The organism is Pseudomonas segetis (assembly GCF_900188155.1).
GTDB lineage: Bacteria > Pseudomonadota > Gammaproteobacteria > Pseudomonadales > Pseudomonadaceae > Aquipseudomonas > Aquipseudomonas segetis.
Genome location: NZ_FZOG01000010.1, coordinates 98,666 through 114,399, shown reverse-complemented (window position 1 = coordinate 114,399; position 15,734 = coordinate 98,666). Strand labels below are relative to the sequence as shown.

Genomic DNA, 15,734 nt, shown 5'->3' with positions numbered 1-15,734 from the left:
TCCAGATTCACAAAGTGGTGGGTGATGACGGGATCGAACCGCCGACCCTCTGCTTGTAAGGCAGATGCTCTCCCAGCTGAGCTAATCACCCTTGGCTTTGCGAGGACGCGAAATTTACGCGTGGGTCGCACCTAAGTCAATAGCCTGCTTAAAGTTTTTCCAAAAACAGGGTAAATAAATTGAAATCTGAAAGCCTTGAATCGGCGACTGGTCATTTGCTGATCAAGCCAGGACAAAATAGCCCTGCGCAGTCGTATAAAAACCGACGAGACAGCCAGGTCGCCAAAAGCATCGACTTCGATGCTTATTGATAAATCATCTTCCTTGTCATGCCACCGTCGACCACAAACTCCTGGCCGGTGACAAATCCTGCGCGACTCGAGAGCAACCAGGCAACGAGCGCCGCAACATCCTGAACGCTGCCCACCCGCCCAACCGGATGCTGTGCATGATCGGCGGCAGACAAGGGCTCGGCGCGCTGCTCGCTGGTGTCACGGGTATCAATCCAGCCCGGACTGACCGCATTAACCCGCACCTCAGGCCCAAGGCTGATCGCCAGCGAATGAGTCAAGGCCAACAAGCCGCCCTTGCTCGCCGCATAAGCCTCGGTATTGGCTTCTGATTGATGGGCACGGGTCGAAGTCAGATTGACTATCGCGCCGCGATGCGCGCGCAAATACGGCACGCAATGCTTGGCCAACAACATGGGCCCGGTCAGGTTAATGGCCAGGGTTTTGTTCCAGCGCGCCAAGTTGAGGCTTTCCAGGTCCAGGCTGTGCGGCTCGGAAATCGCGGCATTGCAGACCAAGGCATCCAATCGGCCAAACTGGCCAAGCACTTCGGCAACGCCCATGGCAACCTGATCCTCATCGGAAACATCCATGGCAACGAACCAGGCGTTTTCACCCAGCGCCCTGGCCACGACCGAACCTCGTGCACGGTCCAGGTCAGCCAGTACCACTTGCCAACCTTCGGCAATCAACCAGGCACTGATACCCAGGCCGATACCGCGCGCAGCCCCGGTCACCAGCGCTACCTTGCCGGTGGTCGGGGCGCTGACTTCAAGATTCAAGTCAGCCTGCAACTTATCGCTCAAAGCGCCGCCAGGCCACGCGCCAGATCAGCCTGCAGATCCAGCACATCTTCAAGGCCAACAGCCACGCGGATCAGGTTATCGCCAATCCCCGCATTGGCACGCTCTTGCGGCGACAGACGACCATGGGAAGTGGTTGCCGGGTGGGCAATGGTGGTTTTGGTATCACCCAGGTTCGTGGTGATCGATATAACCCGGGTGGCATCAATAAAACGCCATGCCGCTTCCTTTCCACCGGCGACTTCAAAGCTGACCACGGCACCGAAGGCACTTTGCTGACGCTTGGCCAGCTCATGTTGCGGATGGCTCGGCAAGCCCGCGTAATAAACACGTTCAACTCCCGGCTGCTGCTCAAGCCACTGGGCCAGTTGCTGAGCACGGGCACAGTGCGCCTGCATGCGCACACTGAGGGTTTCGAGGCCCTTGAGGAAAACCCACGCATTGAACGGGCTCAGGGTTGGCCCGGCCGTGCGCAGGAAGCCGACGATTTCTTTCATCAGCTCGCCACGGCCGGCAACCACACCGCCCATGCTGCGACCCTGGCCATCGATGTACTTGGTGGCGGAATGCATCACTATGTCGGCCCCGAGCTTCAGCGGCTGCTGCAGCGCCGGAGTACAGAAACAGTTGTCAACGGCCAGCAACGCGCCTTTGCTGTGGGCGATTTCAGCCAGTGCGGCGATATCAACCAGCTCAGCCAGGGGGTTGGACGGCGACTCGACGAACAATAATTTGGTATTGGGCTTGAATGCCGCAGACCATGCATCGAGATCAGACAGCGGCACATAGTCGACTTCAACACCGAAGCGCTTGAGGTACTTTTCAAACAAGCTGATGGTCGAACCGAATACGCTGCGTGAGACCAATACATGGTCGCCACCAGAACACAGGCTCATGACTATCGAAAGAATTGCCGACATCCCGGTTGAGGTGGCAACCGCCTGCTCGGCCCCTTCCATCGCCGCGATACGCTCTTCAAAAGCGCGCACGGTAGGGTTGGTATAGCGCGAATAGACATTGCCTGGCACTTCACCAGCAAAGCGCGCCGCTGCGTCGGCAGCGGTACGGAACACATAGCTAGAGGTCAGGTAAAGCGCCTCACTGTGCTCCGCCTCGGGCGAGCGATGCTGACCGGCGCGCACCGCCAGCGTTTCGAGACCAACACCTTCCAGGTCGCTGTCCAGACGTCCGGCATCCCACTCTTGAGACATCTTGTTCCCTCTCGAATAAAGCACTGGGGCCGCATAAGCGACCCCAGGGTATCAGTTGTTGTACAGATCGATAATCGCGCTGACCGCCTGCGATTTGATCTTGGTCGAATCATTGCGCGCTTGCTCGATCTTGTTCAGGTAGAACTCATCGACATCGCCGGTGACGTACTCGCCATTGAATACGGCGCAATCAAATTTCTCGATTTTGATCTTGCCGCCACCGACCGCATCGATCAAGTCCTCAAGATCCTGATAGATCAGCCAATCGGCGCCAATCAGCTCGGCAACCTGTTCAGTACTGCGGTTATGCGCAATAAGCTCATGGGCACTTGGCATGTCGATCCCGTACACGTTCGGATAACGCACCGCCGGCGCAGCGGAACAGAAGTAGACATTCTTCGCTCCCGCTTCACGGGCCATCTGGATGATCTGCTTGCAGGTAGTGCCACGCACGATCGAGTCATCGACCAGCATTACGTTCTTGCCACGGAACTCCAGCTCGATAGCGTTGAGCTTCTGGCGTACCGATTTTTTGCGAGCCGCCTGGCCCGGCATGATAAAGGTACGACCGATATAACGGTTCTTGACAAAGCCTTCGCGAAACTTGACGCCCAGGTGGTTGGCCAGCTCAAGCGCCGCGGTACGGCTGGTGTCCGGGATCGGGATTACGACATCGATATCGTGATCAGGGCGTTCGCGAGCGATTTTCTCGGCCAGCTTCTCACCCATGCGCAGGCGTGCCTTGTACACCGAGACACCATCCATGATCGAGTCGGGACGAGCCAGGTAAACGTGCTCGAAGATGCACGGCGCATATTGCGGGTTCTCAGCGCACTGGCGGGTGAACAGCTTGCCGTCTTCGGTGATGTAAACCGCTTCGCCCGGTGCCAGGTCGCGAATCAGGGTGAAACCGAGCACGTCCAGGGAAACACTTTCCGAGGCGATCATGTACTCAACGCCTTCATCGGTATGGCGCTGGCCAAAGACGATTGGGCGGATGCCATGGGGGTCGCGGAACCCGACGATGCCGTAACCGGTAATCATCGCAACCACTGCATAGCCACCCACACAACGCGAATGAACCTCGCTGACCGCGGCAAATACATCTTCCTCGGTAGGCTGCAACTTGCCACGCTGGGCCAACTCGTGCGCAAACACGTTGAGCAGCACCTCGGAATCTGAATTGGTGTTGACGTGGCGCAGATCGGATTCGTAAATCTCCTTGGCCAGTTGCTCAACATTGGTCAGGTTGCCGTTGTGGGCCAAGGTGATGCCATATGGCGAGTTGACGTAGAACGGCTGCGCTTCGGCCGAGCTGGAGCTGCCAGCCGTTGGGTAGCGTACATGGCCAATGCCCATGTGGCCCACCAGGCGCTGCATGTGGCGTTGTTGAAAGACATCGCGCACCAGACCATTGTCTTTGCGCAGAAACAGGCGACCATCATGACTGGTCACAATACCGGCAGCGTCCTGGCCGCGGTGCTGAAGAACGGTTAAACCGTCATACAGCGCCTGATTGACGTTCGATTTACCGACGATACCGACAATGCCGCACATGTGGCGCAACCCCTACGTTGAGAAACAAACTAAATCGCAATGCACTCATTACAGCCTGTCAAGGCGGTGTGAGAACCTGTTTAAACGGCAGCTCAGCCGGAGCACTGATGCCACTTGCCAGCCACTCACTGGACATTCCCAAGATAAGGTTCTTGGACCAGTCAGCGACCAATAAAAAATGCGGCACCAGCGTTGACTGCTGCCACCACGTATCTTCCTGCACCGGCGCCAGGCTCACCAGCCCGACCAACAGCACAACCAACAAACCGCCCCGCGCAGCGCCAAAGACCATACCCAGGAAACGATCGGTACCAGACAAGCCGGTCACCCGGATCAACTCGCCGAGCAAATAATTGACCAACGCACCGACCATCAATGTAGCAATGAACAGCAATGCACAGGCGGCGATGACTCGAGCCGACGGCGTTTGGATAAATCCTTCGAGGTGGTGCGAAAGTGCGCCGCCAAACATCCAGGCAACGGCGCCCGCAATAATCCAGGTGAGCAACGACAAGGCTTCCTTGACGAAGCCACGGCTCAGACTGATCAAACTTGATACGCCGATAACGGCGATAATGGCCCAATCGACCCAGGTAAATGCCACGATTAAGGCTACCGACAGAAATGGCGCTGTATTTTAACAGAGCAAGGCGCTACGAGTAAGCGGTCGATCAACTGCTTTCTGGTTTAAAACGAACAACAAATCCGTTTAATTTCTGCTTGCGGTTCAACTGATCACGCAGGCGATCCGCTTCGGCGCGCTCGACCAGCGGGCCAACAAAGACCCGATTCATGCCTTCAAAGGTGCGGATATAGGCGTTGTAGCCTTGCGCACGCAGGGTCTTTTGCAGGTTTTCCGCACCGCTGCGGCTGGACAGGCTGGCCAACTGAACCGACCAGCTCACCGGCAGGCTATTGGCATCCAGGCGCTCAGCAGGTTTGGGGGCTGGCTCCACAGGTTGCTCGGCACGGGCAGCGGCATCGGCCTTGGCCTGCTCGCGCACTTCTGGCGGCGGCGTGGCCGGTACCGGGTTGATTTCAGGCTCGTCAGTGATCGCGGTTATGGGTTCAGGGCCTTGATCTTGCTGCTCGGGCGCCTCGTCGATGATTTGCGGCTTGGGTACAGTGACCGGCTGCATTTCGATTTCAGGCATGGCCGGCGCTTGCGGCATGCTCGGCGCATCGACCACCACGCGCTGCATGTCATCCTGACGAGACAGCAACATGGGGATAAAAATAATCGCCAAGGCCAGCAGGACCAAAGCGCCAACAATACGTTGCAGCAAGTTTTTATCCAGCAAAGCCATCCTGACCTACTCCCGTGGCATGGCCCGCCAGCCATTCCAAGGCCTCGGCCACACAATAAAACGACCCGAACAGCAGAATTTCATCCCCTGCCGAGGCTTTAGCGCATTGTGCATCCAATGCAGAACACACATCATCAAATACCGCGACCTGCGCGGCACAATCTGTCAAATACCTGGCCAACTCTGCAGCCGGTCGCGTACGACTTGTCGGTAATGGTGCCACAGCCCAATGGGCAACATGTGGAATTAATGGCATCACCACACCCGCCAAGTCTTTATCTGCCAGTAAAGCAAATACGGCAGAACGCTTGCCAGTGACAGGTTTCATCGCCAAGCGTCGCGCCAGATACTCGGCTGCATGTGGATTATGCCCAACATCCAGCAACAGCGTCAGTGGCTTTCCTTGCCAAATCAACTGACGACGATCGAGGCGCCCGGTTACACGGGTGCGCAGCAAGGCCTGGCGAATTTTTTCTGGTTGCCACGCAAGGCCCGTCAGCGCGTAGGCTTGCAGTGCCAGCGCGGCATTTTCCATGGGTAGATCGAGTAAAGGCAAATCCACAAGTTCCAACGCCCCGCCCTGGGCATCGGTTCCGCGCCAGGTCCAGCCCAGCTCACCAGCAACCAGGTCGTAATCACGAGCACGCAAGTAAAACGGCGCGTCAAGCTCGGCCACAGCGTCCAGCAGTGGTTGCGGCGGGTCAAGATCACCACACAAGGCAGGTTTACCAGCACGGTAGATACCCGCCTTTTCGACGGACACGGACTCACGGCTGTCACCCAGCCATTCGACGTGATCCACACCAATGCTGGTGACCAGGGCGATATCCGGGTCGACCAGGTTAACCGCATCGAGACGCCCGCCCAGCCCGACTTCAAGCACAACGGCATCAAGCCGTTGTTGCTTGAACAGCCAGAACGCAGCCAGCGTACCCATCTCGAAATAGGTCAGGGAAATATCGCCACGCGCCGCCTCTACCGCTGCAAATGCGTCACAAAGCAACTCGTCACTGGCCAGTTCACCGGCAATTTGCACCCGCTCGTTGTAACGCAGCAGATGGGGCGAACTGTAAACCCCGACACTGAGCCCTTGTGCCTCAAGCAGTGAAGCGATAAAGGCGCAAGTAGATCCTTTGCCGTTGGTGCCAGTAACGGTCACGGTCAGCGGGGCCAACTTGTCCAGGTCCAATCGCTGCGCAACCTGACGAGAGCGCTCCAGGCCCATATCGATGGCACTGGGATGCAATTGCTCCAGGTATGCCAGCCAATCAGCCAGAGAGCGTTGACTCATGCAGAAGCCGTCTCGACTACAGAGTTGCTGACGCTAGGTGTTGGCAAGTGCTGCATTTGCGCAAGCAGACGCGCCAGACGTGGGCGCAGCTCACTGCGCGGGATGATCATGTCGATCGCACCGTGCTCGATCAGGAACTCGCTGCGCTGGAAACCTTCAGGCAGTTTCTCGCGCACGGTTTGCTCGATCACGCGCGGGCCGGCAAAACCAATCAACGCCTTGGGCTCGGCAACGATCACATCACCAAGCATGGCCAGGCTGGCAGACACGCCACCATAGACCGGGTCGGTGAGCACCGAGATAAACGGCAGGCCTTCTTCGCGCATGCGCGCCAGTACCGCCGAGGTCTTGGCCATCTGCATCAGGGAAATAAGGGCTTCCTGCATACGCGCGCCACCCGAGGCGGAAAAGCATACCAGTGGACAACGTTTTTCCAGGGCGACATTGGCTGCGAGAACGAAACGCTCGCCGACCACGGCCCCCATCGAGCCGCCCATGAAGGAGAATTCAAAGGCACAGGTGGCAATCGGCATACCCTCGAGCGTGCCGCTGATGGCGACCAATGCGTCTTTCTCGCCAGTCTGCTTCTGGGCACCGACGAGGCGGTCCTTGTACTTCTTGCTGTCGCGGAATTTCAGGCGATCGACAGGCTCCAGATCAGCCCCGATCTCTTCGCGACCTTCTTTATCAAGAAAGATATCCAGGCGCGTACGTGCGTCGATTCGCATGTGATGGTTGCATTTCATGCATACATCAAGCGTCTTCTCGAGCTCTGGCTTATACAGAACAGCATCGCAAGACGGGCATTTATGCCAGAGGCCTTCTGGTACTGAACTCTTAGCCGCCTCAGAACGCATGATCGACGGAATCAGCTTATCTACCAACCAGTTACTCATGCTCATCTCTCCCAAGCTGTGGTTCTGAATATGTCAGCAACACTGCATATCCAAACAAATGGCGCCTGCAGTGCCCGGCCTGGCCGGCGCCCGTGGCGCTCAACGCCAGGGGCATGCACTACAGCACATGCAATAGGTTTATGGACGGCCAAGCTCAATAAACCGTCACATCGCGCTGCGTACTGCGTGAACAAAGGCCTGCACCTTGCTCGAATCCTTGATGCCTTTACTCGCCTCGACCCCACCACTGACGTCTACTGCGTAGGGCCTGACCTGCCTGATCGCAGCCTCTACATTATCAGGCGTAAGACCGCCCGCCAGGATAATGGGCATTTCCAGCCCTTGCGGGACCAGTGACCAGTCAAATGCCTGCCCGGTTCCACCGGGTACGCCACTGACAAAGGTATCGAGCAGAACCCCGCTGGCCGAAGTATAGGCCGCGACCTGGCTGGCAATATCGTCACCCGGCTGGACGCGCAGCGCCTTGATATAGGGACGAGCGAAGCCTTCACATTGCGCTGGAGTTTCGTCGCCATGAAACTGCAACAGGTCCAAGGGTACCTGTTGCAGTAGCTGGCTTAACTGCTCACGCGGCATATCGACAAACAGGCCGACCGTGGTCACAAAGGGCGGCAACTGCGCAATTATGGCCTGGGCCTGCTCGATTGTGACGGCTCGTGGACTTTTCGCATAAAACACAAAGCCAATTGCATCCGCGCCTGCCGACACCGCAACACGCGCATCTTCAAGTCGGGTAATGCCGCAAATCTTGCTTCTAACGACTGACAACGACTGATTTCCTATTTGAGACAGGTACAAGGCACACAATTTGACAGCTTAACGTGCAGACAGAGGCATCTGCATCATAAATAGTGCTGAAACTAGCTATTGCCCCCACCCTCGCCCTCAGCCATGACATCTGGCAGGCCCGAGAGAAAATGCGGCCCGAGATAACGCTTGGGCAGATCAAATTCCGCCGGGTAATCCACCTGCACCAGGTACAGGCCATAAGGATGAGCCGTCACGCCTCCGGTACGCCGCACACCGGTCTCAAGCACTTCCTTGGCCCACTCGACCGGACGTTCGCCAGCTCCGATTGTCATCAGCACGCCAGCGATATTGCGCACCATATGATGCAAGAATGCATTGGCGCGGATATCCAGCACGATAAAACGCCCATGTTCCAGCAACTGCAGATGATGAACGGTCTTGATTGGTGACTTGGCCTGGCATTGGCGCGCCCGAAAGGCACTGAAGTCATGGGTACCAACGAAATACCGGGCCGCCGAACGCATGAGCTCGATATCCAGCGGACGATGATTCCAGGTCACTTCCTCGGCCATGTGCGCGGGCCGAATCTGGTCGTTGTAGATGACATAGCGATAGCGCCGGGCCTGGGCACAAAAACGTGCATCAAAGTGCTCGGGCATGCTCTTGGCCCAAGCTACGCTGATATCACCAGGCAGGTTCATATTGGTGCCCATGGTCCAGGCATGCATGCTGCGCTCGACCGTGGTGGTGAAGTGCACCACCTGCGCACTGGCATGGACCAGGGCATCGGTGCGTCCGGCGCAGCTCAGCGTTATGGGTGCGCCGCCGGCCACTTTCGAAATAGCTTTTTCAAGCGATTCCTGGACAGAAGGCACACCGGCCTTCTGGCGCTGGAAGCCACGATAGCGGGAGCCTTTGTATTCAACACCAAGGGCTATTTTGAAAACGCCAACGGCGGCCCTTTCGGCCGCCGTTGCAGGTAGAGCATCAGACATTTATCAAACCAGTTTATCGATCAACTCTTTGGCTTCTTTCTGTTGATCGTCATTACCTTCAGCAACTACTTCATCAAGGATGTCGCGTGCACCCTCGGAGTCGCCCATGTCGATGTAAGCCCGCGCCAGGTCCAACTTGGTCGCGGTTTCATCAGTGCCAGAGAGGAAGTCGAAATCATCTTCGTCATCAAAAGCGGCAACAGAGGACGCCTCGGTAAACTCGGGCACATCAAGCTCATCAGCCGCTTTCTGTTGCTCAAGGCTTTCACTCAGTTGATCGAGTTCAGCCGTGACCTCATCCAGCTGGGCGGCAAAGTTATCAGGTTTTTCCTCAGATGCAAGATCACCCAGATCATCGTTCAGCGACAGGTCGAAGCCATCATCGGTCTCTCCCTGCGGTGCCGCTTCAGCGACAGGGTCAGTGCTTGATGACAAATCGGCATCATCCAGGCTGAGCAGGAAGTCATCGTCTGCATCCGTATCTGCCGGCTGGTTGACAGCAGCGTCGCTGGCTGGAGCGCTGTCCAGATCAAAGTTGAAATCAGCCAGTTCGTCCGCAAGCCCGGTATTTTTTTCGACGTCCTCGTCCAGGCTCAGCTCGAAGCCCAGGTCATCGTCCTGGGTTGCAAGTGGAGCATTAGCCGCCTGACCAAGCTCGTCGTCCAGATCGAAACGCTCCAGATCATTACTGGCAGTGGACTGCAACTGACTGTCCAGCTCGGATTCCAGATCATCCAGACTCAGGTCAAAGGAGTCATCGGCATCTGCTGCCTGGGGCGGATTAGTCGTTGCGTCGACATCATCCATGGTCAAATCATCGAGGCTGAAACTGTCGAGGTCGTTGTCCACGCTACCCGCCACGGCCAAACCACCTGCCAGACCAGCCATTGCCGGGTACTTGGCATTGAGCTGGGCAACCTCTGGCGCTGCCGCACCCATTTCACGCAATTCTTCCTGCTGGCGAGCGTAACCCTCGCTGTCACCCATTTCTGCGTAGACTTCCATCAACTTGAGGTGCAGGTCACTGCGCTCTGGCTCGTCGTTGATAGCGTTTTGCAGCAGCTCGGCCGCTTGATTGAAACGCCCATAAGCAATGTAGATATCGGCTTCGCCCAGTACATCCGAGGTCTGCGGGGTGGTTGACTGCTCGGGTGCGACCTCAGCCTGCTCGTTGCCCAGGTCGAAATCATCATCCAGACCAGCAAAGTCATCGGCTGGCAAATCAGACCCGGCCGCAAAGCTATTGTCGGGCTCCAGGTTATCCTCGGCGGACTCGGACTCTTTCATCGCTTTGCGACGCGAGATAATCATCAGCACAACCAACAACGCCAGCAAGCCACCCGCAGCAACTATGCCGAGCAGCATTGGATTGGCTAAGAGGTCATCGATCATGGAAGCCGGAGCCGGAGCTGGCTGCGCCGCTGGAGCAGCTGGCTTGGCGGGCGCCGGGGTCTCGGCCGGAACTGGCTTGGGCTCGGGCGCAGGAGCCGCTACCGGTGCAGACGCTTCTGGCTGGGGTGCAGGCTCTTCGCTGTAGTTGAAGTCAGGCTCCTGGGCCGTCTCCGGCACCTGCGCGGCAGGTGCATCGGCTGCAGGTGCCACTGGCTCAGGTTGCTGGGCCTCGGCAGTTGTTGCAGGCGGGGTCTGCCCGGATGTCGCCGCATCAGGCGTGGCGGCTCCCGGCGTTACAGCTGCGCCACCCTGGCTGGCCAGATCAGCCTGCAACTTGGCCAGTTGATCATCTTTAAGCTTGATCAGACGCTGCAGCTTATCGACCTGGCTCTGCAGGTCAGCCATGCGGTCGGACAGCTCTTCATTGGCACGACGTGTCGAGTCCAGGCTTTCCTGGGTCACGGCGAGCTTGTTGCTGATCGCGTCGCTGTCAGCCTGGCCTTTATCGCTGCCGGCAGTTGCCTTGCCCGACTCGGCCGAGACCAGCTTCAGCTTGTCTTGCGCATCAGCATTCGCAGGCGCCGCACCTGCAACCTCACGCTTGGTAGCATCGAGTTGACGTGCACCGGCAGGCGCGCTGCGACCTTCACGCCAAGCGGCATTTTGCTGGTTAACCTGGGCCAGAGCCTCGGCTTGCGAGCGCTTATTGATATCAGCCTGGGTTGGCAGGCGCAGCACTTCGCCGCTTTTCATGCGGTTGATGTTGCCATCAATAAAGGCATCAGGATTCAGGTCCTGAATTGCCAGCATTGCCTGGTGAATGCTGCCGTTCTGACGCGAACGTTGGGCAACTTCCCACAAGCTGTCATTTTTCTGTGTGCGGTATTGATTGCTACCAACAGCACTTGGCGCGGCGACACTGGCTGCGCTATTGCTTGCTGGGCGGGGCGCTTGTGCCTGAGTAGCTGGGCGTGCAGCAGGACGCGGGGCCGGGCGCGCAACGGGTGCGGTGACTGCAGCACGGGGAGCAGCAGCGGCCTGCGGCGAATACAGTGGCGGATCAAGCAACACAGTGTATTCACGCAACAGTCGGCCATTTGGCCAAAGCACTTCAACCAGGAAGTTCAGGTACGGCTCACGCACCGACTTGGTTGAAGTAACGCGAATCACGCTTTTACCGTTCGGCTTGATCACCGGGGTAAATTTAAGGTCGGTCAGGAAGAACTGACGCTCAACCCCCGCCTTATTGAATTCTTCCGGGGACGCCAGGCTCGGCAAGACTTCATTGGGGGCCAGATCTCTGGCTTCAACCAACTCAATTTCTGCCTCCAATGGTTGATTCAGCGAGGACTTCAGGGTGACTTCACCCAGACCCAGCGCGTGCGCCATACCGGAGGACAGTGCCGAAGCAGCTGCCATTGCCAGCACCAGTTTGCGAACCCGAAGCATATTTTAATCCCTTGTTTTTTTCTTTTATCTCGGCGTACAAAACGGCCCAGAATGTGTCTGCCTACATTCGCGAAACGCGATTCCCCATTCAGATACATTCCGAAGCCGTAGTGCCAAGCTCGAAAAATTCTTTAAATCACCAGCTAAGTATCTTTTACAGATAGTGTTTTATCAATAACTCAGCTAACTGCACAGCATTTATGGCTGCGCCTTTCCTCACATTATCAGACGCAATCCACAAATTAAGTTCTGCGGGATCGTCGAGACCCGCCCGAACACGCCCAACGTAGATTACATCCTGGCCCACCGCATCACCGACTACAGTCGGATAATCCTCGAACTCTACACACTCCAGCGCCGGAGCACGCTGCAAGGCATCACAAACTTTAGCAAGATCAACAGCTTTAGTGGTTTGCAATGAAAGACTCAGGCTATCGCCAAAAAACACCGGCGCCTGGATACAGTTTATTGACATCCTTAACTTCGGCTCGACCAGCAATTCCTTTAGCTCGCCAGCCACACGCTTTTCAAGCAGGCCATGCCCCTGCAGGTCAGGTTGGTCAACCTGGGCCAGCATATTGAAAGCCATTTGCCGACCAAAAACCTGTGGCTCAAACGCGCGACCATTGAGCAACTCAGCCGTTTGCCGAGCCAGTTCACTGACCCCTTCTCGGCCGCGGCTCGAAACCGCCAGGCAGGCGGTCAGGTTGATTCGCTCCACATTAACGACCTGCCGCAGCGCTGCCAGCACGCAACCCAAGGCCACACTGACCGACGACGGACTGGTAACCACATAGGGCGCACCGAGATGCTCCAGCGCTTGAGGGTTCACTTCGGGAACCACACGCGGCGCCTGCTCCGGCGGTAAGCCACCAGACAGGTCAATAACCATGCAGCCTGCTGCGCGAGCCTTGTCGATGAACTGCGCAGTGACACTCTGCCCTGCGGCAAAGAACACCAGCTGCACAGTACTGAAATCAAATGCCTGCACATCGCGAACGCGCAAGTTTCGGCCTTTATAGCTGGCCGTTTGCCCAACAGAGTCAGCACCCGCCAGGGCATGCAAAGTGCCAACCGGCAATTTGCGCTCCTCCAAAACCTGCACCAAAGCCTCACCAACACTGCCGGTGGCGCCTACAACTGCTACATCCAAGCTATGGGTCATACTCAACTCTTGAGGTTACTGATCAACAGGGCGAGGTAAAAACATCACCCCTGCTCGCAAGGTATCAAAGTGCAAAGCTTAATCGCAGGGTGTGACAACGCGAAGCTTGTCCACCGAGGACCATTGATCTTGCCGAGTCTTTGCGAAGGATGATGGCGGACAAAAAAGCACTGTCCGTCCTGCACACGTTATGCGAAATGCAACTTATAAACGCATAAAGCGAGCTTAACAGGAATCGTTTATACGATAGCTGCTTAGCTCGCTTTATGCCGGGTCAATGCCTGTGTACGAAAAAACGCTGTTGATCAACGCTCCAGCAGGATCCGCAACATGCGGCGCAACGGCTCAGCCGCGCCCCACAACAGTTGATCGCCAACAGTGAATGCGCCCAGGTACTGCGACCCCATGTTGAGCTTACGCAGGCGCCCGACTGGCACACTCAAGGTGCCAGTAACCGCAGTCGGGCTCAGGTCGGTAATGCTTTGCTCGCGATGATTTGGCACCAGCTTGACCCAAGGGTTGTGCTGGCTGATCAGCGCCTCGACATCCGAGATCGGCACATCTTTGTTCAGCTTGATGGTCAGGGCCTGACTGTGGCAACGCATGGCGCCGATGCGCACGCAGATACCATCAACCGGGATTGCACTCTTGAAGCGACCGAGAATCTTGTTGGTCTCAGCCTGGGCCTTCCACTCTTCACGGCTCTGCCCGTTAGGCAGCTCCTTGTCGATGTATGGAATAAGGCTACCAGCCAGTGGCACGCCAAAGTTATCGACCGGGAAACCTTCACCGCGCATGCTTTCGGCAACACGACGATCAATATCCAGAATGGCGCTTGCCGGGTCAGCCAGCTGCTCCGCCACCGAACTGTTGATGGTGCCCATTTGCTTGATCAGCTCGCGCATGTTCTGCGCACCGGCGCCGCTTGCCGCCTGATAGGTCATGGCGCTAGCCCACTCAACCAGGCCCGCCTCGAACAGGCCGCCCAACCCCATCAGCATCAGGCTGACGGTGCAGTTGCCGCCGATGTAGTTCTTGGTGCCTGCATCAAGTTGCTGGTCGATTACCTTGCGGTTGACCGGGTCCAGCACGATGACGGCATCGTCGTTCATGCGCAGCGATGATGCGGCGTCAATCCAGTAGCCCTGCCAGCCTGCCTCACGCAACCTGGGGAAGACATCGTTGGTGTAGTCGCCGCCCTGGCAGGTCAGAATGACATCAAGGCTCTTGAGCTCATCAATGTTGTAGGCGTCCTTGAGTGGCGCAATATCCTTGCCCACAGCCGGCCCCTGGCCACCAACATTGGATGTGGTGAAGAATACCGGCTCGATCAAATCGAAATCCTGTTCTTCAAGCATGCGCTGCATCAACACGGAACCAACCATGCCACGCCAGCCGATAAGACCTACACGTTTCATAACAACTACACCTATATAAATCGCAGCCGAAGCTCTTGGGCCGCGCGAAGAATTACAAGCTACGCAGTGCCTCGACGACCGCGTCACCCATTGCGACAGTACCCACCTTGGTGGTACCCGCCGAATAGATGTCGCCAGTTCGCAAGCCCTGGTCAAGCACATTGCTTACCGCTTTCTCGATGGCACTGGCCGCCTCAGCCTGGTTGAAGCTGTAACGCAGCATCATCGACACCGACAAGATGGTCGCCAACGGGTTGGCAATGCCTTGGCCGGCGATATCAGGCGCAGAACCATGGCACGGCTCGTACATGCCCTTGTTGTTGGCATCCAGCGAGGCTGAGGGCAGCATACCGATAGAGCCGGTGAGCATCGAGGCCTCATCCGACAGAATGTCGCCGAACATGTTATCAGTGACCATCACGTCGAACTGCTTTGGCGCGCGCACCAACTGCATTGCCGCATTGTCTACATACATATGCGACAGCTCGATATCCGGGTAATCCTTGGCAACTTCCTCGACCACTTCACGCCACAGCTGGCTGGAGGCAAGCACGTTGGCTTTATCGACCGAGCAGAGTTTCTTGTCGCGAACCCGGGCCATGTCAAAACCAACACGGGCAATACGACGGATTTCACTTTCACTGTAAGGCAGGGTGTCATAAGCCTGACGCTCACCGTTATCCAACTCACGGGTGCCACGTGGCGCGCCAAAGTAGATGCCGCCAGTCAGCTCGCGAACGATAAGAATATCCAGGCCTGCCACCACTTCTGGCTTGAGCGACGAAGCATCAGCCAATTGCGGATACAGGATCGCCGGACGCAGGTTGGCAAACAGGCCCAGCTGCGAACGAATCTTCAACAAGCCGCGCTCCGGGCGGATATCGCGCTCGATCTTGTCCCATTTTGGACCGCCAACCGCGCCGAGCAATACCGCATCGGCCTTGCGTGCGCGCTCCAGGGTTTCATCGGCCAGGGGCACGCCGTGCTTGTCGATTGCAGCGCCACCGATCACGTCATGAGTCAGCTCAAGACCCAATTGGAACTTTTCAGTCGCCAGTTCCAGTACCTTGACAGCCTCGGCCATGATTTCCGGGCCAATGCCATCACCAGAAAGAACCAGAATCTGTTTACTCATGCTTTCCTCTCAAACGGCGCTAACGGCGCCAACACATATTTAAAGCGGATCTGT

The 15,734-nt window shown here is 57.1% G+C and carries 13 protein-coding genes and 1 tRNA gene; all 14 read right to left on the bottom strand.

The genetic code is table 11. From position 1 onward, the window contains the following. Nucleotides 1–15 precede the first annotated feature (15 nt). A tRNA-Val gene (locus CHB79_RS21700) sits at nucleotides 16–91 on the bottom strand. A gap of 213 nt (nucleotides 92–304) precedes the next feature. Further along, on the bottom strand, nucleotides 305–1,072 hold the full coding sequence (locus CHB79_RS21695; RefSeq protein WP_036988039.1) for an SDR family oxidoreductase: 768 nt from the start codon (nucleotides 1,070–1,072) through the stop codon (nucleotides 305–307). Nucleotides 1,073–1,092: 20 nt separating this feature from the next. Further along, a complete protein-coding gene (locus CHB79_RS21690) occupies nucleotides 1,093–2,304 on the bottom strand; it encodes an O-succinylhomoserine sulfhydrylase (RefSeq protein WP_089361415.1) in 1,212 nt (403 codons plus the stop codon). A gap of 51 nt (nucleotides 2,305–2,355) precedes the next feature. Beyond that, nucleotides 2,356–3,861: an amidophosphoribosyltransferase gene (gene purF / locus CHB79_RS21685; RefSeq protein WP_010483022.1), complete on the bottom strand. Its 1,506-nt coding sequence runs from the start codon at nucleotides 3,859–3,861 to the stop codon at nucleotides 2,356–2,358. 58 nt (nucleotides 3,862–3,919) lie between these two features. Further along, the gene (locus CHB79_RS21680; protein WP_089361414.1) at nucleotides 3,920–4,465 is read right to left on the bottom strand and encodes a CvpA family protein; all 546 of its coding nucleotides are present in this window, start codon (nucleotides 4,463–4,465) and stop codon (nucleotides 3,920–3,922) included. 67 nt (nucleotides 4,466–4,532) lie between these two features. Further along, complete coding sequence (locus CHB79_RS21675) at nucleotides 4,533–5,168, bottom strand: SPOR domain-containing protein (protein WP_010483019.1); 636 nt, start codon at nucleotides 5,166–5,168, stop codon at nucleotides 4,533–4,535. After that, on the bottom strand, nucleotides 5,152–6,459 hold the full coding sequence (gene folC / locus CHB79_RS21670) for a bifunctional tetrahydrofolate synthase/dihydrofolate synthase (protein WP_089361413.1): 1,308 nt from the start codon (nucleotides 6,457–6,459) through the stop codon (nucleotides 5,152–5,154). Before folC ends, CHB79_RS21675 begins: the two co-directional genes overlap by 17 nt. Next, nucleotides 6,456–7,355, bottom strand: a complete 900-nt coding sequence (gene accD / locus CHB79_RS21665; protein WP_089361412.1) for an acetyl-CoA carboxylase, carboxyltransferase subunit beta — start codon at nucleotides 7,353–7,355, stop codon at nucleotides 6,456–6,458. Before accD ends, folC begins: the two co-directional genes overlap by 4 nt. 165 nt (nucleotides 7,356–7,520) lie before the next feature. Beyond that, the gene (locus tag CHB79_RS21660; RefSeq protein WP_089361411.1) at nucleotides 7,521–8,144 is read right to left on the bottom strand and encodes a phosphoribosylanthranilate isomerase; all 624 of its coding nucleotides are present in this window, start codon (nucleotides 8,142–8,144) and stop codon (nucleotides 7,521–7,523) included. Nucleotides 8,145–8,236: 92 nt separating this feature from the next. Next, entirely contained in the window at nucleotides 8,237–9,121 is an 885-nt protein-coding gene (gene truA / locus CHB79_RS21655) for a tRNA pseudouridine(38-40) synthase TruA (protein WP_010483012.1), read from the bottom strand. A gap of 3 nt (nucleotides 9,122–9,124) precedes the next feature. Beyond that, nucleotides 9,125–11,962: a motility hub landmark protein FimV gene (locus CHB79_RS21650; RefSeq protein ID WP_089361410.1), complete on the bottom strand. Its 2,838-nt coding sequence runs from the start codon at nucleotides 11,960–11,962 to the stop codon at nucleotides 9,125–9,127. A 154-nt stretch (nucleotides 11,963–12,116) separates the two neighbouring features. Further along, the gene (locus CHB79_RS21645; protein ID WP_010483008.1) at nucleotides 12,117–13,127 is read right to left on the bottom strand and encodes an aspartate-semialdehyde dehydrogenase; all 1,011 of its coding nucleotides are present in this window, start codon (nucleotides 13,125–13,127) and stop codon (nucleotides 12,117–12,119) included. Between the two features lie 305 nt (nucleotides 13,128–13,432). Beyond that, the gene (asd, locus tag CHB79_RS21640; protein WP_010483005.1) at nucleotides 13,433–14,545 is read right to left on the bottom strand and encodes an aspartate-semialdehyde dehydrogenase; all 1,113 of its coding nucleotides are present in this window, start codon (nucleotides 14,543–14,545) and stop codon (nucleotides 13,433–13,435) included. A gap of 52 nt (nucleotides 14,546–14,597) precedes the next feature. Then, nucleotides 14,598–15,680: a 3-isopropylmalate dehydrogenase gene (gene leuB / locus CHB79_RS21635; protein ID WP_089361409.1), complete on the bottom strand. Its 1,083-nt coding sequence runs from the start codon at nucleotides 15,678–15,680 to the stop codon at nucleotides 14,598–14,600. Nucleotides 15,681–15,734 lie beyond the last annotated feature (54 nt).